The sequence below is a fragment of the Streptomyces huasconensis genome (assembly GCF_021028635.1).
Lineage (GTDB): Bacteria > Actinomycetota > Actinomycetes > Streptomycetales > Streptomycetaceae > Streptomyces > Streptomyces huasconensis.
The window spans coordinates 5035993-5057778 of record NZ_CP086119.1; the positions used below are offsets into that span (position 1 = coordinate 5035993).

The window sequence follows — 21786 nt, forward strand, 5'->3', positions numbered from 1 at the left end:
AGCGCCGGGCGCGCACGAGGGCTGCGTACGGCGTACACACGGGCGATGTGTACAACGTACGCGGCAATGTGTACGGCGTCCACTAGGGATACGCTGTACGCATGGCCACACAGAAGAAGGGCGAGCCCGAGGTCACCCTCTGGGAGCGCATGGAGCGACCCGCCGCACCCCGTGCCGCCCTGACGCCGCAGCGCATCGCCGCCGTCGCGGTCCAGGTCGCCGACGCCGAGGGGCTCGCCGCCGTCACCATGCGCCGCCTCGCCGCCGAACTCGGCGTCGCCCCCATGGCCGCGTACCGCCATGTCTCGGGGAAGGAGGACCTGCTGGCGCTGATGGTCGACCTGGCCTCGGCCGAGCTGGCCCCGCCCGCCGAGGTGACCGGCTGGCGCGAGGTGCTGCGGGAGGCGGGGTGCGCGACCCGCGAAATGACGCTGCGCCATCCATGGATGGCCGAACTGCCCACCCCGCTGCACGCGTTGACCCCCAATCGGCTCGCCGTCGCGGAGCGTCAGCTCGCCGCGCTCGACGGGCACGGCCTCGACGTGGACACGATGATGGCCGCCTTCCGCACCGTCACCGCCTACGTGGGCGGCATGGTCCGCTCCGAGGTGGCGCTGGGCGCGTACCTGCGCGAGCGGGAGTGGGACAGCGTGGAGGAGGCGCGCAAGGGCCTGGCGCCCCAGATGGCCTACCTGATGCAGACGGGCCGCTACCCGGCCTACCGGCGCTACATCCGCGAGGCGACACGCAGGGACGACCCGGCCTGGGAGTTCGAGACGGGGCTCGACTGTGTGCTCGACGGGATCGCGGCGCGTCTCGGGCTGTGAGCGGGCGGGCGCAGGACGAAGCCCCGGCCTCCTGGACGGAGGAGGCCGGGGCTTCGCGTCGCGTGGAACCGGAAGCGGTCAGTAGGCCGAGCCGGAGGCGCCCAGGGAGCCCGTGGGGTGCCAGACCGTCTTGGTCTCCAGGAACGCCGTCAGGCGGCGCGTGCCGGGGTCGGCGGTCCAGTCCGCGGCCGGGCCCGCCTCCGTGTCCACAGGCTGTGGACGCAGGACGCGCTTGAGGTTGTCCGCGGCCGCGATCTCCAGGTCGCGCGCGAGGTCCGCGTCCGCGCCCGTCAGGTCGATGGCGTTGACGTCCTGGTGCGCGGCGAGCGGGGCCGCGATCTCGGCCGTCTTGCCGGTGAGGATGTTGACCACGCCGCCGGGCACGTCGGAGGTCGCAAGCACCTCGCCCAGCGACAGCGCCGGGAGCGGGGCCTTGTCGGAGGCGATCACGACGGCCGTGTTGCCCGTCGCGATGACCGGGGCGAGCACCGAGACCAGGCCGAGGAACGACGACTCCTGCGGCGCGAGCACCGCGACGACGCCCGTCGGCTCAGGGGCCGAGAGGTTGAAGTACGGGCCCGTGACCGGGTTCGCCCCGCCCACGACCTGGCCGATCTTGTCGGTCCAGCCCGCGTACCAGACCCAGCGGTCGATCGCCGCGTCCACGACCGCGGCGGCCTTGGACTTCGACAGGCCCTCGGCGTCCGCGACCTCGCGCGCGAACTGGTCGCGGCGGCCCTCCAGCATCTCGGCGATGCGGTAGAGGATCTGCCCGCGGTTGTACGCGGTCGCGCCCGACCAGCCGCCGAACGCCTTGCGCGCCGCCACGACGGCGTCACGGGCGTCCTTGCGGGACGACAGCGGCGCGTTCGCCAGCCACTTGCCCTTTGCGTCGGTCACTTCGTACACCCGGCCGCTCTCGGAACGCGGGAACTTCCCGCCGACGTACAGCTTGTAGGTCTTCAGGACCGTGAGTCGGTCAGACATCGAGGTACGCCTCCAGTCCGTGCCGGCCGCCCTCGCGGCCGTAACCCGACTCCTTGTAGCCGCCGAACGGCGAGGTCGGGTCGAACTTGTTGAATGTGTTGGCCCAGACGACGCCCGCCCGGAGCTTGTTCGCGACCGCGAGGATGCGCGAGCCCTTCTCCGTCCAGATGCCGGCGGAGAGCCCGTACTGCGTGTTGTTGGCCTTGGCCACGGCCTCGTCCGGCGTGCGGAAGGACAGGACCGAGAGCACCGGGCCGAAGATCTCGTCGCGGGCGATGGTGTGCGCCTGCGTGACGTTCGTGAAGAGCGTCGGCGCGAACCAGTAGCCCGTGGACGGCAGTTCGCACGACGGCGACCAGCGCTCGGCGCCCTCCGCCTCGCCGGTGTCGGCGAGCGCGGTGATGCGGGCGAGCTGCTCGGCGGAGTTGATGGCGCCGATGTCGGTGTTCTTGTCCAGCGGGTCGCCGAGGCGCAGGGTCGACAGGCGCCGCTTCAGCGAGTCGAGCAGCTCCTCCTGGATCGACTCCTGTACGAGGAGGCGCGACCCGGCGCAGCAGACCTGGCCCTGGTTGAAGAAGATGCCGGTGACGACGCCCTCGACGGCCTGGTCGATGGGGGCGTCGTCGAAGACGATGTTCGCGCCCTTGCCGCCCAGTTCGAGGGTGACCTTCTTGTCCGTGCCCGCGACCTGGCGTGCGATCGCCTTGCCGACGGCCGTGGAGCCCGTGAAGGCGACCTTGTTCACGTCGGGGTGGGCGGTCAGGGCCGCGCCCGCGTCGCCGTACCCGGGAAGGATGTTGACGACGCCCCTGGGCAGGCCCGCCTGGCGGCAGATGTCCGCGAAGAAGAGCGCGGACAGCGGGGTCGTCTCGGCGGGCTTCAGGACGACCGTGTTGCCGGTCGCGAGCGCCGGGGCGATCTTCCAGGCCAGCATCAGGAGCGGGAGGTTCCAGGGGATGACCTGGCCCGCGACACCGAGCGGCGCCGGGTTCGGGCCGTAGCCCGCGTGGTCGAGCTTGTCGGCCCAGCCCGCGTAGTAGAAGAAGTGCGCGGCGACCAGGGGGAGGTCGGCGTCGCGGGTCTCCTTGATGGGCTTGCCGTTGTCCAGCGTCTCCAGGACGGCCAGCTCGCGGCTGCGCTCCTGGATGATGCGGGCCATGCGGAAGAGGTACTTGGCGCGCTCGGCGCCCGGCAGCGCCGACCACTTCTCGAAGGCCTTGCGGGCGGCCTTCACGGCGCGGTCGACGTCCTCGGCACCGGCCTGCGCGACCTCGGAGAGGACCTCCTCGGTGGACGGGGAGACCGTCTTGAAGACCTTGCCGTCGGCGGCGTCCACGAACTCGCCGTCGATGAACAGGCCGTACGACGGGGCGATGTCGACGACGGAGCGGGACTCCGGCGCGGGGGCGTACTCGAAGGGAGTGGAGGTCATGGGTCAGTCCACCGTCACGTAGTCGGGGCCGGAGTAGCGGCCGGTGGCCAGCTTCTGGCGCTGCATCAGCAGGTCGTTCAGGAGCGACGAGGCGCCGAAGCGGAACCAGTGGTTGTCGAGCCAGTCCGGGCCCGCGGTCTCGTTCACCAGGACGAGGAACTTGACCGCGTCCTTGGTCGAGCGGATGCCGCCCGCGGGCTTCACGCCGATCTGGACGCCGGTCTGCGCGCGGAAGTCGCGGACGGCCTCCAGCATCAGGAGGGTGTTGGCCGGAGTGGCGTTGACGCCGACCTTGCCGGTCGAGGTCTTGATGAAGTCGGCGCCCGCGATCATGCCGATCCAGCTGGCGCGCTTGATGTTGTCGTACGTCGACAGCTCACCGGTCTCGAAGATGACCTTCAGGCGGGCGGTGCCGCAGGCCTCCTTCACGGCGCGGATCTGCTCGAAGACGGTCATGTAGTCGCCGGAGAGGAAGGCTCCGCGGTCGATGACCATGTCGATCTCGTCGGCGCCGGCGGCCACGGCCTCGCGCACGTCACCGAGCTTCACCTCGATCGCGGCGCGGCCCGCGGGGAAGGCGGTCGCGACGGACGCGACCTTGACGCCGCTGCCCGCGACGGCCTCCTTGGCGGTGGCGACCATGTCCGGATAGACGCAGACGGCCGCGGTGCGCGGCGTCCCGCGGTCCGTCGGGTCGGGGTTGACGGCCTTCGCACCGAGCGCCCGGACCTTGCCCGGGGTGTCGGCGCCCTCCAGCGTGGTCAGGTCGATCATCGAGATGGCCAGGTCGATGGCGTACGCCTTCGCCGTGGTCTTGATCGAACGGGTTCCGAGCGAGGCGGCACGCGCCTCCAGGCCGACCGCGTCGACGCCGGGCAGCCCGTGGAGGAAGCGGCGGAGCGTGCTGTCGGACGCGGTCACGTCAGCGAATGCAGTGGGCATGGTCACGAGGGGAGCATATCTACGCGCGTAGCTGCTGTACAGGGGTGGCTTGTCGGTGGGGCTGGGCGTAAGGCGGGGGGGGCGTAACGGGGGTGGGGGCGTGGCGGGTGGCGCGCTGGGCGGGAGGTGTGGTTCGTGGGCCGTGGCCCGTGGGCGGCCCCTTGGCTCGGCGGAGGCCCTCGGCGGGTGCGTGTGGCGGCGGGCAGTTGGCGAGGGCGAGGCGTGGCGGGTGGCGAGTTGGGCGGAGGCGTGGTTCGTGGGCCGGGGGAGGCCCTTGGCGGGTGCGTGTGGGGGCTGGTGCCTGGCAGGCGCGGCGCGTGGCGTGCGGTGCGATGGGCGGGTGGTGACCTCTGGCACGGGGTAGGCCCTCGGCGAGTGCCCGGGGACGGCGGCACGTGGCGTGCGGTGCGATGGGCGGGTGGTGACCTCTGGCATGCGGGCAGGCCCTCGGCGAGTGCCCGGCGAGGGCGGCACATGGCGTGCGGCCTGCTGGGCGGGTGGCGACCCCTGGCCGGGCGCAGGCCCTCGGCGAGCGCCCGGTGACGGCGGTGCGTGGCGTGCGGCGAGCTGGACGGGAGGTGACCCCCGGCCGGGCGCAGTCCCTCGGTAAGCGCCCGGCGACGGCGGCGCGTGGCGTCCGATGCGATGGACGGGTGGCGACCCCTGGCACGGCGCAGGTGCCCGGCGACGGCGGCGCGTGGCCTGCGGCGTGCTGGGCGGAATGTGGGCCCGGGGGCCGAGCGCGGTCCTCGGCGCCAGCCCTCGGCCCGCGCGCGTGAGGGCCACGTCCTCGGCCGCACGGCCCGGGAAGTCCGCCGTCCGCGCCCGCTTCCGCCCTTCCGAGCCACCCCGTGCGGGCCGCGCGACGGAGCCTCCGGGCCCCGCGCGCCGGTCCCGTCGGCCCCCTTTCCGTGGCGCCGCCGCCCCCTTCCCGCGCAGCCCGCCGCCGAAGCCCCGGGGCCCCGGTGGACCGCCGCGGTGGCCCCCCGCGCGCGTCAGGCAGAATCAACGTATGAGCGACCCTCAGAACCCCGTGGCGGAGTCCGCATACAAGGACCGTGTCTTCCGGTCCCCCGCCGGTATCGCCGGCGGTGTCCTGCTGCTCGCCCTGGGCGCCTGGCTCGGTGTCGACGCCGTCGTCCGCGGCGAGGGCCGCACCCCGTGGCTGGCGCTGGCCGGGCTGCTGCTCGCGGTGCCGCTGGTCGTCGCGTACACCGTGCGGCCCGCCGTGTACGCCAACGAGGACCGGCTGCGCGTGCGCAACCCCTTCCGGACCATCACCCTGCCCTGGGCGTCCGTCGCGACGCTCCGCTCCGGGTACTCCAACGAGGTCCTCACCCGCGGCGGCGCCAAGTACCAGCTCTGGGCCATCCCCGTCTCGCTGCGCGGCCGCAAGAAGGCGGCGCGCAGGCAGTCGCAGGCCGCCGCCTCCGGGGACCCGATGGGCGGCCGCCCCTACCTCGACCCCCACACCCCGCCCTCCCGCTCCGCCGGCGACCAGGTCATGGAAGAGCTGCGCGGCCTCGCGGAGCGGCAGGAGGCCGCCGAGAGCGCGCAGGGCGAGCCCCTGGTGCGCTGGGCCTACGAGATCCTCGCGCCGGCCGCCGCGGGAGCGGTGCTCCTCGCCGTGCTCCTCGCGGTGACCTGACCAGGGCGACCTGACCCGGGGAACCACAGGGCTTACGGCGGGCCGTGCCACCCCAGGAGCATGTGGCCGCCGAACACGGCCGACCCGAACGCCGCCGCCGTCAGCACCGTCACCGCCACCGTCGGCCTCGCGCGCGCCAGGGCCGCCGCCAGCGGCAGCAGCAGCGGGAAGCCGGGCATCAGGAAGCGGGCCCGGGGAAAGTAGACGCCGCTGCTGCCGACCACGATCAGCAGGAGCAGGCCGGTGAAGAGCAGCAGGGGCAGCGGCTGGCGGTCGGCCGCCGAGAGCACGTAGAGCACGACCGAGCCCAGCAGCACCGCCGTCACCATCGCGTAGAACAGCGCTGGCCGCTCGGTGACGAACAGCGCCTGCATCCTGCGCACCGTCTCGACGCCGCCGTCCCACTGGTTGCGCCACAGCTTCTGTACGGCGAAATAGCCGTCCCAGCGGCCGAGCCGCAGGCCCACCCAGGCGACGTACGAGAGCCAGCCGAGGGGGGCAAGCAGGGCGCCCAGAAGCGGGCGTACGGAGAAGCCGTCGCGGCGCAGCGCGAGCAGGGCCGTCACGGAGACCGCCGCCGCCAGGGCCGCCCCCGTGGGGCGGGTGAGCCCGGCCAGCGCCGCCAGGGAGCCCGCCCACAGCCAGCGGCCGCTCAGCACCGCGTACAGCGACCACGCGGTGAGCGCCGTGAAGAGGGACTCGGTGTAGCCCATCCACTGCACGAGCGCCACCGGCAGGCTGCCCCAGAGCACAGCCAGGAAGACCCCCGCCCGGCGGCCGTACAGCCGGTCGCCCACCGTGAAGATCCCCCACGCGGCCAGGAACGAACAGAGCAGCGAGATGCCCAGACCCGCCGCGCCGCGCGGCAGGCCGGGCGCGAGGGCGTCACCGGCCCGGACGAGCAGCGGGTACAGCGGGAAGAACGCCAGGTTGTTGGCGTCGTACGCGGTGCCCAGGGTGTCCGCGTAGCCGTGCCGGGCGATCTTCAGGTACCAGTCGCAGTCCCATGACGCCATCAGCAGATGCCGGACGCTGCGGCGCTCGCCGTGCGCCCAGGGGATGAAGACCAGCAGGCCGAGCACGCGCACGGCCCCGTACGCGAGCAGCGCGGGGGCGGCGTGGCGCAGCGCGCGGGCGGCGCGGCGGCGGAGGCCGGGGCGCGGCGGGGCGGCGGTGAGGGGGCGCCGGGACGCCGGGACCCTGGAAGGCGCGGCGGTGGAGGGAATCGGTCCGTACGGCACTGAGGCAGCTCCCCGAACGTGAACGTGCGCTACCGGTCGTCCCTTCCTGGGGGACCGGCAGCGCACCGTTCCGCTGCGGCAACTGCGGGAGTCAAATCACCCGGACGGGTGGGTTACCGCTGGGGATGTCCGGGCGGTGGGGCGTCAGATGCCCGCCGCCGCCGACAGGTCCCGCTTGATCGCGGCGAGCAGGTCCGTCGCCCGCGCGCGGGCCGCAGGGAGGTCGGCCCGCGCCGCCACCGGGACCACCACTTCGAGGTAGCACTTGAGCTTGGGCTCGGTGCCGCTCGGGCGCACGATGACGCGGGCGCCGTCGAGCGTGTAACGCAGGCCGTCGGTGGGCGGCAGCGTGTCCGTGCCCCGGGTCAGGTCCTCGGCCTTCGTCACGGGCAGGCCCGCCAGCTCCGTCGGCGGCTGCTCGCGCAGGCGGCGCATCGCGTCCGCGATCAGGGACAGGTCCTCCACGCGGACCGACAGCTGGTCGGTGGCGTGCAGGCCGTGTTCCAGGGCGAGGTCGTCGAGGAGGTCGAGGAAGGTGCGGCCCTGCTCCTTCAGCTCGGACGCCAGCTCGGTGAGGAGCAGCGCGGCGGTGATGCCGTCCTTGTCGCGTACGCCCTCGGGGTCCACGCAGTAGCCGAGCGCCTCTTCGTAGCCGTAGCGCAGGCCGTCGACGCGGGCGATCCACTTGAAGCCGGTCAGCGTCTCCTCGTAGGGCAGGCCCGCCTTCTCGGCGATCCGGCCGAGGAGGGAGGAGGAGACGATCGACTCGGCGAACGTGCCGCGCGCGCCGCGCTGCACGAGGTGCGCGGCGAGCAGGGCGCCCACCTCGTCGCCCCGGAGCATCCGCCAGTCGTCGTCGCCGGGGCCGACCTTGACGGCGGCCGCGCAGCGGTCCGCGTCCGGGTCGTTGGCGATGATCAGGTCGGGGGCCGGGGTGGTACGGGCCGCCGTCGCGAAGGCCAGGTCCATCGCGCCCGGCTCCTCCGGGTTCGGGAACGCGACCGTCGGGAAGTCCGGGTCCGGATCCGCCTGCTCGGCGACGAGGACCGGCGCCGGGAAGCCGGCGCGGTCGAAGGCGGCGAGGAGGGTCTCCTTGCCGACGCCGTGCATCGCCGTGTAGACGACGCGGGCGGTGCGGGGGGACTCCGGGGCCAGGACGGCGTCCGTGCGGGCCAGGTAGGCCTCCAGGACGTCCTCGCCGAGGATCTCCCAGCCGGACTCGGGGCGCGGCACGTCGTGCAGGCTCGCGACCGCGGCGATCTCGGCGGCGATCTCCGCGTCGGCGGGCGGCACGATCTGGGAGCCGTCGCCGAGGTAGACCTTGTAGCCGTTGTCGCGCGGCGGGTTGTGGCTGGCGGTGACCTCCACGCCCGCGACCGCGCCGAGGTGCCTTATGGCGAAGGCGAGGACGGGGGTCGGCAGCGGCCGGGGCAGGACGGCCGCCCGCAGGCCCGCGCCGGTCATCACGGCCGCGGTGTCACGGGCGAAGTCGGCGGACTTGTGGCGGGCGTCGTAGCCGACGACGACGAGGCCGTCGGTCTGCCCCTTGGCCTTGAGGTACGCGGCGAGGCCCGCGGCGGCGCGGATGACCACGGAGCGGTTCATGCGCATGGGGCCCGCGCCCAGCTCGCCGCGGAGGCCGGCGGTGCCGAACTGGAGGGTGCCGGCGAAACGTGCGGTCAGCTCGGCGGTGTCCTCGGCGTCGATGAGCTTGGCCAGCTCCTCGCGGGTCTCGGGGTCCGGGTCCTCGGCCAGCCAGGCCTGGGCCCGCGCGATGAGTTCGGAGTTGTCCTGCACGTGTCGTCAGCCTCTCGTTGCGGCGTCGCTGTAGCGGTGCGGAGGGGGAGTGGGGCTCGGGTATGCCTACCCGGTTGTTCCTGGGGCGGCAGGCCACGTGCTCCGGGCGGACAGACCGGCACGTCCCCTCGCGTCTCGGTCCGGGGTGCGGGTGAGGCGGGGCCGAGCCGGGAGCGGGTGCGGGGCGCCGGGGAGGGCGCCCCGCGGAAGCCTCAGATCCGGTTGAGGACCTTACCCAGGAGCTCGCCCATGCGGGTGGCGCTGTCGCGGCCCGCCTGGAGGACCTCCTCGTGGTTCAGCGGCTCGCCCGTCATGCCCGCGGCGAGGTTGGTGACCAGGGAGATGCCGAGGACCTCCGCGCCGGCCTCGCGCGCGGCGATGGCCTCCAGCACGGTGGACATGCCGACCAGGTCCGCGCCGATCGTGCGGGCCATGCGGATCTCGGCGGGCGTCTCGTAGTGCGGGCCGGGGAACTGCGCGTAGACGCCCTCCTCCAGGGAGGGGTCGATCTCCTTGCACAGGGCGCGCAGGCGCGGCGAGTACAGGTCCGTGAGGTCCACGAAGTTCGCGCCGACGATCGGCGACGTGGCCGTGAGGTTGAGGTGGTCGCTGATCAGCACCGGCTGACCGGGGCGCATGCCCTCGCGCAGACCGCCGCAGCCGTTGGTCAGCACGATGGTCTTGCAGCCGGCGGCCACGGCGGTGCGCACACCGTGCGAGACGGCGGCCACGCCACGGCCCTCGTAGTAGTGGGTGCGGCCCAGGAAGACCAGGGCGCGCTTGTCGCCGATCTGGAAGGAGCGGATGCGTCCGCCGTGCCCCTCGACCGCGGGCGGCGGGAAGCCCGGCAGCTCGGTGACGGCGAAGTCCGCCTCGGGCTCGCCCAGCGCGTCGACGGCCGGCGCCCAGCCGGAGCCCATCACGAGGGCGACGTCGTGGGTCTCGGCGCCCGTCAGCTCACGCAGGCGCGCGGCGGCGGCGTCGGCGGCGGCGTACGGGTCGCCCTGGATGTCGTCCGGAATAACTGAAGCGTTCACGCCGACGAGGGTAGCGGGTCACGGCCTACGCGCGTAGATGACGATGCTCACGGGATTCCGATCGTTGTCTTGTCGTTTCCGACGAAGGCCGGCAGACCGACCGGGCGACGGCGCGCCGGCCGGGCCCGCGGGGAGGGTCAGCAGGGCCTTTTACGCAGCTCCATCACGTAGTCGTGCGGGGCTCCCGCCGACTCCGCGGCGTCCGCCAGCTCGCCCAGATAGCGCGCCGAGGGGAGGCCGCCCTCGTAGCCGTTGAGGACGTACACCCAGGCCGGCTCCTTGCCCTCCAGGGTGTCCACGCGGACCCGCATGCGCCGGTAGATGTCCAGGCCCACGCCTTCCCACCGGTCCAGGGACTCCTCGTCCATGGGCGCGATGTCGTAGAGGGTCACGAACACCTGCGAGCGGGGGGCCTCGACGATCGTCGCCAGGGCGCCCTCCCATCCCATGTGCTCCCCGCCGAAGGTGAGCCGCCAGCCGGTCAGCCAGCCGGTCGCGCGCAGCGGTGAGTGAGGGGCGCGGCGTGACATGAGCCGCGGGTCCAGATTGCCGGCGTACGCGGCGTAGAGCGACATGACGTCGAGGGTACGGCAGCAATCAAGGACGCAGGTCCCGTGGCGGAAGGATGGTCCGGACGACGGCGTTCGCACGGACGGAGGGCCCCGGCGCGTCCGCACCTTGAAGCGTGCGGGACAATGGAGTACGTGACTCGGATCGTGATCATTGGTGGCGGACCCGGCGGATATGAGGCGGCTCTCGTGGCCGCCCAGCTCGGCGCGGAGGTGACCGTCGTCGACTGCGACGGTCTGGGCGGGGCGTCGGTGCTCACCGACTGCGTGCCGTCGAAGACTCTGATCGCGACGGCCGAGGTGATGACCACCTTCGACTCGTCGTACGAAGAACTCGGGATCATCGTCGCCGACGACACCCCGCACGTCGACACCCCCGCGCGCGTGGTCGGCGTGGACCTGGGGAAGGTCAACCGCCGCGTGAAGCGGCTCGCGCTCGCGCAGTCCCACGACATCACCGCGTCCGTCACGCGTGCGGGCGCGCGCGTGCTGCGCGGCCGGGGCCGTCTGGAGGGCCAGCAGGACAGCGACGGCTCGCGCAAGGTCGTCGTCCGGGCCGTCGACGGCACCGAGGAGACCCTGACCGCCGACGCCGTGCTCATCGCCACCGGTGGTCACCCGCGCGAGGTCCCGGACGCCCAGCCCGACGGCGAGCGCATCCTGAACTGGACCCAGGTGTACGACCTCGACGAGCTGCCCGAGGAGCTCATCGTCGTCGGTTCCGGTGTGACCGGTGCCGAGTTCGCCGGCGCCTACCAGGCGCTCGGGTCGAACGTCACCCTCGTGTCGAGCCGCGACCGCGTCCTGCCGGGCGAGGACCCGGACGCCGCCGCCGTCCTGGAGGACGTCTTCCGGCGCCGCGGCATGAACGTCATGTCCCGCTCCCGCGCCGCCTCCGCCAAGCGCGTGGGCGACCGCGTCGAGGTCACGCTGGCCGACGGCCGCGTCATCTCCGGCAGCCACTGCCTGATGGCCGTCGGCGCCATCCCCAACAGCAGCGGCATGGGCCTGGAGGAGGCCGGGGTCAAGCTGAAGGACTCCGGGCACATCTGGACCGACAAGGTCTCCCGGACCTCCGCCCCGGGGGTGTACGCCGCCGGTGACGTCACCGGTGTCTTCGCGCTCGCCTCCGTCGCCGCCATGCAGGGGCGCATCGCGATGTACCACTTCCTGGGGGACGCGGTGACGCCGCTGAACCTGAAGACCGTCTCCTCGAACGTCTTCACGGATCCCGAGATCGCGACCGTCGGCTACACCCAGGCGGACGTCGACGCGGGCAAGATCGACGCCCGCGTCGTCAAGCTGCCGCTGCTGCGCAACCCGCGCGCGAAGATGCAGGGCATCCGCGACGGCTTCGTCAAGATCTTCTGCCGTCCGGGCACGGGCATCGTGGTCGGCGGTGTGGTCGTCGCGCCGCGCGCCTCGGAACTGATCCACCCCATCTCGATCGCGGTCGACAACAATCTGACGGTCGAGCAGATCGCGAATGCGTTCACCGTGTACCCGTCGCTTTCGGGGTCGATCGCCGAAGTGGCGCGTCAGCTGCACACCCGGAAGACGGCCGGAGAGGGCTGACCAGGCCGGAGACGGCCGGAAGGACGGCTATACCACTTTCCGTCCCGCCGTGCGAACAACTTCTGTAATTCGGCGCATACTGCTGAAAGCAGACGGTCGTTGGGGTTACTGTCAGTTTCGTGTTCGCTGCAGAACGTCGCCAATTGATCCTCGAAATGGTGCGGGCCAACGGAGCGGTATCGCTCCGTGAGCTCGCCCGCGTCGTCCAGACCTCCGAAGTGACCGTACGGCGGGACGTGCGCGCGCTGGAGGCAGAAGGACTCCTCGACCGCAGACATGGCGGTGCGGTATTGCCGGGCGGATTCACGCGGGAGTCCGGCTTTCCGCAGAAATCACATCTCGCGACCGCCGAGAAGACGGCCATCGCCGATCTCGCGGCGAGCCTCGTCGAAGAGGGCGAGGCCATCGTCGTCGGGGCCGGTACGACCACGCAGGAGCTGGCCCGACGGCTCGCCCGGGTCCCCGGCCTGACCGTCGTCACCAACTCCCTGCTGGTGGCACAGGCCTTGGCCCACGCCAACCGCGTCGAAGTCGTCATGACCGGCGGCACCCTGCGCGGTTCCAACTACGCCCTCGTGGGCAGCGGCGCCGAGCAGTCCCTCCAAGGGCTGCGCGTGTCCCGCGCGTTCCTGTCCGGCAGCGGTCTGACCGCCGAGCGCGGCCTGTCCACGTCCAACATGCTCTCCGCGAGCGTGGACCGCGCCCTGGTCCAGGCCGCGGCCGAGGTCGTGGTCCTCGCCGACCACACCAAGCTCGGCACCGACACCATGTTCCAGACGGTGCCCACGGACCTCATCACCCGCCTCGTCACGGACGAGCCCCCGGCGCACGACGACCGGGCCGGCACGGAACTCCAGGCCCTGGCCGACCAGGGCGTGCAGATCGCGGTGACGGGCGGCTCCGGCGCCTCGGACGCCGGACCCGGCGTCGACTCCGTCCCCCAGGGGCGCCAGCAGCGCCGGGACGTGCCCCTGCCGGGCCAGCGGCGCAACCACGGGGCGGGGCCGGGGCAGCAACTGCGCAACGCGCTCCTCGGGGAGCAGCCGGGGGACCGGGCCGCGCGCGTCGCGGACATGCGCCGCCGCTGAGAGCCGGGCGGGGCCCGGGGCGGTGGGGGCGGCGGAATTCCTTCAGGGGTTCTTACGCCGCCGCGCACCCGTCGGCCTTCAGGCCCCGCAGGGTCAGCGTGAGCAGGCGGTCGGCCAACTCCGGATCGTCCGGGGTCTCTTCGGCCGCCAGCGAGATCGCGTTGGTCAGTTGCAGCAGGTCGGCGATGGAGACGTCGGGCCGCACGGCCCCCGCCTCCTGGGCGCGCGCGAGCAGGGCCGCGCCGGCCTCGCGCATGGGCTTGCTGCAGCGCGCCAGGGCCGAAGTGTCGTCGTGCGACGCCGACATGAGGGCGCTGGAGAGACCGCGGTACTCACCCGCATGAGTGACGATGGCGCGCAGCCACGTCACCAGCGCCGAACAGGGCTGCGGGGCGTCGAGCAGGGCGCGGGAGCGCGCGAGCAGATCGCGTACGGCGTCCTCCCAGACCGCGCTCATCAGCGCGTGCCGGTTGGGGAAGTGCCGGTAGAGGGTGCCGATGCCGACGCCCGCGCGGCGCGCCACGTCCTCCAGGGAGGTGCCGGTGCCGTGCTCGGCGAAGGCGGCGCGGGCCTCCGCGAGCAGCCGGTCGTAGTTCCGGCGCGCGTCGGCACGCATGGCCCGCGCGGACTGCTGCGCCGCTGTCGCCTGCTGGTCCATGCCGGTCGTCATCCCCGCACCCTTCGTGAACGTACGCGTCCTTCAAGGATGCCACTGCCGACGGGCCGTGATCAGTGGCGGTCAGGCCTTCTCGCGGCCGAAGAAGGCCTCCAGCTCCGCCCGCGCCCTGCGTTCGCGCCGGTGCGGCGGCAGCCTGCCCCCGCACACCTCGCGGACCAGCCACAACACCAGCGGGTACGTGACGCAGACGCCGACGAACAGCCCGCTCAGCACACCGGCGACCAGCTCTTCCATGATCATCGACTCACCTTCGCGCCGAGCTTCCCGGCACCGTCGGCGCGGGGACCGCGGCTCCTGGGCGGGGCGCGGAAGCCGTCCTGGGCCGCGGCGATCATCGCGGCGCCACTGTCTGCGACCACCGCGCCGTAGCCGAGCAGCCGCCAGCGCGGGTCGACGGCGTCGCTCTCGTGGTACGGCACGGGGCCTGCCGCCGAGGGCACCAGGAGCGGCGCGGGCTCCCGGGCGCAGCCATGGCAGACGGCGACCTCCTCGGCGGCGCCCGCGAGCGCGGTGCCCGCGTGCACGGTGCCCGCGAGGACGGCGCGCGCCTGCCCGCGCTCGTGCAGCGGGTTGAAGTAGCAGGGTGGATCGGCCACCGGCGGCTGCCCCGTCACCAGGGCCTCCAGCGCCCGCAGCCCGATGCGGCTGAACTCGACCGCCGCGACCAGCTCCCCGAGGGCGTACGCGGTGTCGTACGCGGGATCGGGGCCGAGCGGCCCGTCGCCCGCGGGGTGGAGCACGCAGTTGCCGGCCTGGATCGACGCCGTGGTCGCGAACGCGGTCAGCTCCTCGCGGAGTCCGGGCTCCAGCGCACAGCTGTGGCGCAGGGCACCGCCGAGCGCGGCCGCGTCGCTCAGCAGCCGCGCCCGCAGTTCGGCGTGGGGGCGCAGGGCGTCGGGGTCGCCGTGCGGGTCGGGCGGCGGGGCGCGCCAGTCGGGGGCGGGCAGCGGCAGGGTGAAGGTGTAGGGGCGGCGGCGCCCCAGCGGCAGCCGGGTGAAACGGCGCAACAGCGCCACGGAGAGGCCCGCCACCAGCCCCAGGACGAGCCCCGCCTCGTACCGCTGCCCGGCATCGGCGGCTGCCGCGAGCCAGGCGGCGCCGGCGATGACGCCCGCGGCGGCCCCCAGCGCCAGTAAGTCCCCTGTGCGTGTCACTGAAGCCCCCCGTGGTCTTCGGCTCTACGCGGGGAAGGACGCGGGCCGGGGGCCAGGTGGTTGCGGTGTGCCCCGCATCATGGCCCGCCCTGTCACCGGCTCCGCCGAGTTCGTCCTCACACGCCGGACGGGCTTGGTATACCCGGGGGGTTGGGGGCGGTATGCCTGCCGGGAGGGGCAGCGGCGCGCAGACGGCCACGGCCCTTAGCAGGTCGACCGGGTGCAGGTGGACCGTGGCTGGTCGCGCGGTGCCCCGCGCCCCTGACGGGGCGCGGGGCACATGCGGCACCTTCGTGCGTCAGTCCTTGATCTCGCAGATCACCGCGCCGGAGGTCAGGCTCGCGCCGACCTCCGCCGTGAGGCCCTTGATCGTGCCCGACCTGTGGGCGTTCAGGGGCTGTTCCATCTTCATGGCCTCCAGGACGACGACGAGGTCGCCCTCCTTGACCTCCTGGCCCTCCTCGACCGCGATCTTGACGATCGTGCCCTGCATGGGCGAGGCGAGGGTGTCGCCGGAAGCGGTCGGGCCGGACTTCTTGGCGGCGCGGCGCTTGGGGCGAGCGCCGCCCGCCGCCGCGGTGCGCGCGATCGTCATGCCGAGGGAGGAGGGGAGCGAGACCTCCAGGCGCTTGCCGCCGACCTCGACGACCACCGTCTCGCGGCCCGGCTCCTCGTCGGACTCGGCGTCCGTGGCGGGGGCGTTGAAGGGCGGGATCTCGTTGACGAACTCGGTCTCGATCCACCGGGTGTGGACCGTGAACGGGTCGCTGGAGCCGGTCAGTTCGGGCGCGAACGCCGGGTCCTGGACGACGGCGCGGTGGAACGGGATGGCGGTGGCCATGCCCTCCACGTTGAACTCCGCGAGCGCGCGGGCGGCACGCTGGAGCGCCTGCTCGCGCGTCGCGCCGGACACGATCAGCTTGGCCAGGAGCGAGTCCCAGGCCGGGCCGATGACCGAGCCGGACTCGACGCCCGCGTCCAGGCGGACACCGGGGCCGGAGGGGGCCTCGAACTTCGTCACCGTGCCGGGCGCGGGCAGGAAGTTGCGGCCCGGGTCCTCGCCGTTGATGCGGAACTCGAAGGAGTGGCCGCGCAGTTCGGGGTCGCCGTAACCCAGCTCCTCGCCGTCGGCAATGCGGAACATCTCGCGGACCAGGTCGATGCCGGCGACCTCCTCGGTGACCGGGTGCTCCACCTGGAGACGGGTGTTGACCTCCAGGAAGGAGATCGTGCCGTCCATGCCGACGAGGAACTCGACGGTGCCCGCGCCGACGTAGCCGGCTTCCTTGAGGATCGCCTTGGACGAGGCGTACAACTCCGCGACCTGCGCCTCGGAGAGGAACGGCGCCGGGGCCTCCTCGACCAGCTTCTGGTGGCGGCGCTGGAGCGAGCAGTCACGGGTGGAGACGACGACGACGTTGCCGTGCTTGTCGGCCAGGCACTGGGTCTCCACGTGCCGCGGCTTGTCGAGGTAGCGCTCCACGAAGCACTCGCCGCGGCCGAAGGCCGCCACGGCCTCGCGCACCGCCGAGTCGTACAGCTCCGGGACCTCTTCGAGGGTGCGGGCGACCTTCAGGCCGCGCCCGCCACCGCCGAACGCGGCCTTGATCGCGATGGGCAGCCCGTGCTCCTCCGCGAAGGCGACGACCTCGTCGGCGCCGGAGACCGGGTCGGGGGTGCCCGCGACGAGCGGGGCACCGGCGCGCTGCGCGATGTGCCGCGCGGCGACCTTGTCGCCCAGGTCGCGGATGGCCTGCGGCGGCGGGCCGATCCAGTTCAGGCCCGCGTCGATGACGGCCTGCGCGAAGTCGGCGTTCTCCGAAAGGAAGCCGTAACCGGGGTGGATCGCGTCCGCCCCCGAGTCCTTGGCCGCCGCCAGCACCTTGGAGATGTCCAGGTAGCTGGTGGCCGGAGTGTCACCGCCCAGCGCGAACGCCTCATCGGCCGCCCGGACGTGCAGAGCGTCCCGGTCGGGGTCTGCGTAGACGGCTACGCTCGCGATCCCTGCATCCCGGCATGCCCGAGCAACGCGGACAGCGATTTCGCCACGGTTGGCGATGAGCACCTTGCGCACGATGGCTCCCTCCTTGAAACAAGCCGAGTTTAGGGACTGCCGACACGGCCTTACGACCCGTCCCCACGGGTGAGCTTGCCCACACGGAGTGTGATGCGAGGTCCCCTCGTCCCGCGAAAACCCTTGTCGTACCACGGTACGCAGGGTTCCTTCGAGGCAGCCTAGTCCTCCGGTGTGGTCAAGGTCTCTGTGAAGCCGCGCTGCGGCACGCCCGCTTTCTTTGTGGAGTCCCTACGAATGGCCCAATGATTCTTTGCCTGCGACCGGACCCTTGTCCCCCGCTTTACCGGTGAGTAGCGTGCCCGTCGGCTCGACGTACCAGCGGTAACGCACGAAGCGGGAAGAGGGTGGGGCGCCGTGGCGCGCAGACCGGTGGCCTGGGTGGGCGCGATCGTTCTCCTCGCGGAGGCGGTCGGCATCGCGCTGCTCAACTGGTTCCTCGGCCTGGTCGTCGACAAGCAGCGCATGTCCCTGGCCGGCCTCGATCCGCACGCGATGACCGTCTCCACGTGGATCGGCGGGGCCCTCTTCGGCGGCTACTTCCTGCTGTGCGGCCTCGTCCTGGCCTCCACCGGCGCCCGGGACCGCGCCCCCGGCCGCTTCGGGCGCCTGCTGCTGATCAGCTGCGCCGTCGTGCACGGCGTCCTCGGCGCCTTCTGCGTCGGCCCGGTGGGCTGGCCCGCCTTCGCCTTCATGATGGCCGTCCTCGGCCTGATCGTCCTCACGCTCGTGGCGTACGAGAAGCGGGGGCGCGAGGGCGGCGTTCCGGCAGCCGCCGCCGGGCCTACGCCCACAACTCCGTGATGCCGACGCCCAGTTGCCCCAGCAGGCGGCGCAGCAGCGGCAGGGAGAGGCCGATGACGTTGCCGTGGTCGCCCTCGATGCCGTCGATGAACGGCGCCGAGCGGCCGTCCAGCGTGAAGGCGCCCGCCACGTGCAGCGGTTCACCGCTCGCGACGTACGCGGCGATCTCCTCGTCGGAGGGCTCACCGAACCGGACGACCGTCGAGGCCGTCCCCGACGCGTACCTCCCGGAGGCGGTGTCGTAGACGCAGTGCCCCGTCTGGAGGACGCCCGCGCGGCCCCGCATGTCCTGCCAGCGGGCGGTCGCCTCCTCGGCGTCGGCGGGCTTGCCGAGCGCCCGGCCGTCCAGCTCCAGGACCGAGTCGCAGCCGATGACCAGGGCGCCCTTGACCTCGGGCCGCGCGGCGACGACGGAGGCCTTCGCCTCGGCCAGGGCGAGGGCGAGTTCGGCGGGGGTCGGCGCGGAGACCTTGTCCTCGTCGACGCCGCTGACGATCACCTCGGGGGCGAGGCCCGCCTGCCGGAGCAGGCCGAGGCGTGCGGGGGACTGCGAGGCGAGCACGAGACGGCGGCGTTGCTGATCACTCATGCCGGTCAGCGTAGCGAGCGCCCGCGCGCCGCGGGCGCGGCGCTCGGCGGAGGCTCAGTGGAGGCCCAGCACGAACATCGCGATCACCATGGCGAGGGCGAGGACGAAGCCCGCACGGCGCATCTTCGCCTGCATGTCCCGCATGTCCTTGGGCGGGTTGTTCTCCGGGTCCGACCACAGCATGGCTTCGATACTGCGGCCGGGCGGGCCGGGGGCGCCTGAGTACGCGTACTCAACTTCCCCGGCCCGAACCGCCTAGCCGGGCCAGTACGTGCGGCCCCACGCCGTGGGGCCGGGCGCGGGCAGCCGGTGGCGGGCCACCCGGGCGGGGTCGGCCCACGCGGCGGGGGGCGCGGGCGCGCCGGACGGTGTGCCCGCCACCGCCGCGGCGCGCGCTTGGACCACCGCCAGTGCGGCGGCCAGCTCCTCCGGGGTCGGGTTGCCCCGTACGACCTTGATCACGAGGGCTCCTCCTTAGGGGAGTGCGGGGAACTACAGGGGGATGTTGCCGTGCTTCTTCGGGGGCAGGGACTCCCGCTTCGTACGCAGCTGCCGCAGGCCCCGCACGAGGTGCGAGCGGGTCTCCGACGGCATGATCACCGCGTCGATGTAGCCGCGCTCCGCCGCGGTGTACGGGTTGAGCAGCGCGTCCTCGTACTCCTGGATGAGCTGCGCCCGCCGCTCCTCCTGGGCCGCCTCGTCGCCGGCCGCGGCGATGGTGCGGCGGTGCAGGACGTTCACCGCGCCCTGCGCGCCCATCACCGCGATCTGCGCGGTCGGCCAGGCGAGGTTCAGGTCGGCGCCCAGGTGCTTGGAGCCCATGACGTCGTACGCGCCGCCGAACGCCTTGCGCGTGATGATCGTGATGAGCGGGACGGTGGCCTCGGCGTAGGCGTAGATGAGCTTCGCGCCGCGGCGGATGATGCCCGTGTGCTCCTGCTCGACCCCCGGCAGGAAGCCCGGTACGTCCACGAAGGTCAGCACCGGCACGTTGAAGGCGTCACAGGTGCGCACGAACCGCGCCGCCTTCTCTGAGGCGTCGATGTCCAGGCAGCCCGCGAACTGCATCGGCTGGTTGGCGACGATGCCCACCGGGTGGCCCTCGACGCGGCCGAAGCCGGTGAGGATGTTCGGCGCGAACAGCGGCTGGGTCTCGAAGAACTCGTTGTCGTCCAGGACGTGTTCGATCACGGCGTGCATGTCGTACGGCTGGTTCGCGCTGTCCGGGATCAGCGTGTCGAGGGCGCGGTCCTCGTCCGTGGGCGCGAGGTCCGCCTCCTCGGGGAAGGCGGGCGGCTCGCTGAGGTTGTTCGAGGGCAGGTAGGACAGCAGCGACTTGACGTACTCGATGGCGTCCTTCTCGTCGCCCGCCATGTGGTGCGCCACGCCCGACGTGGCGTTGTGCGTGCGGGCGCCGCCCAGCTCCTCGAAACCGACGTCCTCGCCGGTGACCGTCTTGATGACGTCGGGGCCGGTGATGAACATGTGCGAGGTCTGGTCGACCATCACCGTGAAGTCGGTGATCGCGGGGGAGTAGACCGCGCCGCCCGCGCAGGGCCCGACGACCAGGCTGATCTGCGGGATGACACCGGAGGCGTGCGTGTTCCGGCGGAAGATCTCCCCGTACATGCCGAGGGCCATGACGCCCTCCTGGATGCGGGCGCCACCGGAGTCGTTGATGCCGATGACCGGGCAGCCCGTCTTCAGCGCGAAGTCCATGACCTTCACGATCTTCTGCCCGAAGACCTCGCCGAGCGCGCCGCCGAAGACCGTGAAGTCCTGCGAGAAGACGGCGACGGGGCGGCCGTCGACGGTGCCGTAACCGGTCACCACGCCGTCGCCGTAGGGGCGGTTGTTCTCCAGGCCGAAGCTGGTCGAGCGGTGCTGCGCGAATTCGTCGAACTCCACGAAGGAGCCCTCGTCGAGAAGCAGTTCGATCCGCTCACGCGCCGTCAGCTTGCCCTTGGCGTGCTGCTTCTCGACCGCGCGGGCCGACCCCGCGTGCTTCGCCTCCTCGATGCGGCGCTGGAGGTCCGCGAGCTTGCCGGCGGTCGTGTGGATGTCGGTCTCGGACATAGGGATGCGGCTCCCTGCCTGCTCAAAGGTGCGTATGCGGCTTACGGCTGGCTACTGACCCGTAGCGTATCGGCGCGGATACGGTTCGGCAGTGCGGCGTTTACCACACCTAGGGTGGCTTGCATGACGCCGTCACATGCTGAAGACAACCGCTGGTCCGACCTCGACCGCCCGCCCCTGAACGCCGCCTCTCTGCGGCGGACGCTGCTGCGGGAGGGCGGGCTGTGGTCCTCCCTGGACGTGGTGCCCCGCACCGGGTCCACCAACACCGACCTCGTGGCGCGGGCGGACGGCCTCGCCGAGGGCGCCGTGCTCGTCGCCGAGGAGCAGAGCGCGGCGCGCGGACGCCTGGACCGGCGGTGGTCGGCGCCCGCCCGCTCGGGGCTCTTCTTCTCGGTCCTGCTCAAGCCCGCCGAGGTGCCCGTCGAGCGGTGGGGGTGGCTGCCGCTGCTCACCGGCGTCGCCGTCGCGACGGGGCTCTCGCGGGTGGCCGGCGTGGACACGGCACTCAAGTGGCCCAACGACCTCCTGGTGACCGTGGGTGACCAGGAGCGCAAGGCGGGCGGCATCCTCGCGGAGTGTGCGGGGGCGGCCGGGGGCTCAGGCGGTGGCGTGGTCATCGGCATCGGCCTCAACGTCACGCTCCGCGAGGACGAGCTGCCGGTGCCGACGGCGGGTTCGCTGGCGCTCGCCGGGGCGACCACGACGGACCGCGATCCGCTGCTGCGGGCGGTGCTGCGCTCGCTGGAGCAGTGGTACGGCGTGTGGCGCGGGGCAGGCGGCGACCCGGCCGCCTCCCGCCTCCAGGAGGCGTACGCGGCGGGCTGCGCGACGCTGGGCCGCCGCGTACGGGCAGAACTCCCGGGCGACCGGGCGATCGTAGGAGAGGCGGTAGCGGTGGACGGCGACGGCCGCCTGGTCCTCGCGACGGAGACGGGCGTACAGGAGCCGGTAGGGGCAGGCGACATCGTGCACCTGAGGCCGGCGAACTGACCGCCCGCAGCCATGCACGACCCCGTAAGGGGCGCGGGGAACGGCGCGAGCAACCACGAACGACCCGCAGCCGCCAACGGGCCCCGTAAGGGGCGCGGGGAACTGCGCGAGCAACCCCCACGCACCCGCAGCCGACAACCGGCCCCATAAGGGGCGCGGGGAATTGCGCGAGCAACCCCCACGCACCCGCAGCCGACGGACAACCGCCCCACCCCCCCGCAGCCCACCAGAAGGACGGGCCCGGGGCCCCGCCCCGGGGTCACGGGGAGTCGGG

General features: G+C 72.9%; 21 protein-coding genes. 6 read left to right on the forward strand and 15 right to left on the reverse strand.

Features of this window, described 5'->3' with window-relative positions:
* Positions 1–101 precede the first annotated feature (101 nt).
* Positions 102–827: a TetR/AcrR family transcriptional regulator gene (locus J2N69_RS23095; RefSeq protein ID WP_230902446.1), complete on the forward strand. Its 726-nt coding sequence runs from the start codon at positions 102–104 to the stop codon at positions 825–827.
* Between the two features lie 78 nt (positions 828–905).
* Here the strand turns inward: J2N69_RS23095 and J2N69_RS23100 are convergent, their stop codons facing one another.
* From J2N69_RS23100 to deoC, 3 genes are read right to left on the reverse strand one after another with little or no spacing between them, the layout of a single operon-like run.
* The gene (locus J2N69_RS23100) at positions 906–1814 is read right to left on the reverse strand and encodes an aldehyde dehydrogenase family protein (protein WP_230902447.1); all 909 of its coding nucleotides are present in this window, start codon (positions 1812–1814) and stop codon (positions 906–908) included.
* A complete protein-coding gene (locus J2N69_RS23105; protein WP_230902448.1) occupies positions 1807–3246 on the reverse strand; it encodes an aldehyde dehydrogenase family protein in 1440 nt (479 codons plus the stop codon). Before J2N69_RS23105 ends, J2N69_RS23100 begins: the two co-directional genes overlap by 8 nt.
* Before the next feature lie 3 nt (positions 3247–3249).
* Positions 3250–4188, reverse strand: a complete 939-nt coding sequence (deoC, locus tag J2N69_RS23110; protein WP_127909656.1) for a deoxyribose-phosphate aldolase — start codon at positions 4186–4188, stop codon at positions 3250–3252.
* 1012 nt (positions 4189–5200) lie between these two features.
* Between deoC and J2N69_RS23115 the strand changes: the two genes are divergently transcribed.
* Entirely contained in the window at positions 5201–5836 is a 636-nt protein-coding gene (locus J2N69_RS23115) for a PH domain-containing protein (RefSeq protein WP_230902449.1), read from the forward strand.
* Between the two features lie 32 nt (positions 5837–5868).
* On the opposite strand, the gene J2N69_RS23120 is transcribed toward J2N69_RS23115, so the two are convergent.
* The 4 genes from J2N69_RS23120 to J2N69_RS23135 form a co-directional block, all read right to left on the reverse strand.
* The gene (locus J2N69_RS23120) at positions 5869–7077 is read right to left on the reverse strand and encodes a glycosyltransferase family 39 protein (protein WP_230902450.1); all 1209 of its coding nucleotides are present in this window, start codon (positions 7075–7077) and stop codon (positions 5869–5871) included.
* A 144-nt stretch (positions 7078–7221) separates the two neighbouring features.
* Positions 7222–8874, reverse strand: coding sequence for a phospho-sugar mutase (locus J2N69_RS23125; protein ID WP_230902451.1), 1653 nt, complete (start codon positions 8872–8874; stop codon positions 7222–7224).
* Between the two features lie 212 nt (positions 8875–9086).
* Positions 9087–9911: a purine-nucleoside phosphorylase gene (locus tag J2N69_RS23130; RefSeq protein ID WP_127912932.1), complete on the reverse strand. Its 825-nt coding sequence runs from the start codon at positions 9909–9911 to the stop codon at positions 9087–9089.
* A 137-nt stretch (positions 9912–10048) separates the two neighbouring features.
* Positions 10049–10486 carry a gamma-glutamylcyclotransferase family protein gene (locus J2N69_RS23135; RefSeq protein ID WP_127912933.1) on the reverse strand — a complete coding sequence of 146 codons (438 nt, stop codon included), beginning with the start codon at positions 10484–10486 and terminating at the stop codon, positions 10049–10051.
* A gap of 120 nt (positions 10487–10606) precedes the next feature.
* Here J2N69_RS23135 and J2N69_RS23140 point away from each other — a divergent pair, with 120 nt between their 5' ends.
* Positions 10607–12055 (forward strand): NAD(P)H-quinone dehydrogenase, encoded by a 1449-nt coding sequence (locus J2N69_RS23140; RefSeq protein ID WP_230902452.1) that lies wholly within the window; start codon positions 10607–10609, stop codon positions 12053–12055.
* A 119-nt stretch (positions 12056–12174) separates the two neighbouring features.
* Positions 12175–13143, forward strand: coding sequence for a DeoR/GlpR family DNA-binding transcription regulator (locus tag J2N69_RS23145; protein ID WP_269075625.1), 969 nt, complete (start codon positions 12175–12177; stop codon positions 13141–13143).
* Between the two features lie 52 nt (positions 13144–13195).
* On the opposite strand, the gene J2N69_RS23150 is transcribed toward J2N69_RS23145, so the two are convergent.
* The 4 genes from J2N69_RS23150 to J2N69_RS23165 all read right to left on the reverse strand — a co-directional run bounded on the left by J2N69_RS23150 (position 13196) and on the right by J2N69_RS23165 (position 17050).
* The gene (locus J2N69_RS23150) at positions 13196–13759 is read right to left on the reverse strand and encodes a TetR/AcrR family transcriptional regulator (protein WP_230904832.1); all 564 of its coding nucleotides are present in this window, start codon (positions 13757–13759) and stop codon (positions 13196–13198) included.
* Between the two features lie 123 nt (positions 13760–13882).
* On the reverse strand, positions 13883–14062 hold the full coding sequence (locus J2N69_RS23155; protein ID WP_230902453.1) for a hypothetical protein: 180 nt from the start codon (positions 14060–14062) through the stop codon (positions 13883–13885).
* Complete coding sequence (locus J2N69_RS23160; protein ID WP_230902454.1) at positions 14059–14976, reverse strand: hypothetical protein; 918 nt, start codon at positions 14974–14976, stop codon at positions 14059–14061. Before J2N69_RS23160 ends, J2N69_RS23155 begins: the two co-directional genes overlap by 4 nt.
* Positions 14977–15274: 298 nt before the next feature.
* Entirely contained in the window at positions 15275–17050 is a 1776-nt protein-coding gene (locus J2N69_RS23165) for an acetyl/propionyl/methylcrotonyl-CoA carboxylase subunit alpha (protein WP_230902455.1), read from the reverse strand.
* 357 nt (positions 17051–17407) lie between these two features.
* Between J2N69_RS23165 and J2N69_RS23170 the strand changes: the two genes are divergently transcribed.
* The gene (locus J2N69_RS23170; protein ID WP_230902456.1) at positions 17408–17854 is read left to right on the forward strand and encodes a hypothetical protein; all 447 of its coding nucleotides are present in this window, start codon (positions 17408–17410) and stop codon (positions 17852–17854) included.
* Here the strand turns inward: J2N69_RS23170 and J2N69_RS23175 are convergent.
* The 4 genes from J2N69_RS23175 to J2N69_RS23185 form a co-directional block, all read right to left on the reverse strand.
* A complete protein-coding gene (locus J2N69_RS23175) occupies positions 17835–18443 on the reverse strand; it encodes a nucleoside triphosphate pyrophosphatase (RefSeq protein ID WP_230902457.1) in 609 nt (202 codons plus the stop codon). The two genes, J2N69_RS23170 and J2N69_RS23175, sit on opposite strands and share 20 nt — an antisense overlap.
* A 54-nt stretch (positions 18444–18497) precedes the next feature.
* Positions 18498–18626, reverse strand: coding sequence for a morphogenic membrane protein MmpB (mmpB, locus tag J2N69_RS36415; RefSeq protein WP_269075626.1), 129 nt, complete (start codon positions 18624–18626; stop codon positions 18498–18500).
* Positions 18627–18698: 72 nt separating this feature from the next.
* Complete coding sequence (locus tag J2N69_RS23180; RefSeq protein WP_127912908.1) at positions 18699–18905, reverse strand: acyl-CoA carboxylase epsilon subunit; 207 nt, start codon at positions 18903–18905, stop codon at positions 18699–18701.
* A 30-nt stretch (positions 18906–18935) separates the two neighbouring features.
* Positions 18936–20519: an acyl-CoA carboxylase subunit beta gene (locus J2N69_RS23185; protein ID WP_127912909.1), complete on the reverse strand. Its 1584-nt coding sequence runs from the start codon at positions 20517–20519 to the stop codon at positions 18936–18938.
* Positions 20520–20642: 123 nt separating this feature from the next.
* On the opposite strand from J2N69_RS23185, the gene J2N69_RS23190 reads away from it, so the two are divergent.
* Positions 20643–21512 (forward strand): biotin--[acetyl-CoA-carboxylase] ligase, encoded by an 870-nt coding sequence (locus J2N69_RS23190; protein WP_230902458.1) that lies wholly within the window; start codon positions 20643–20645, stop codon positions 21510–21512.
* The last annotated feature ends 274 nt before the right edge of the window (positions 21513–21786 follow it).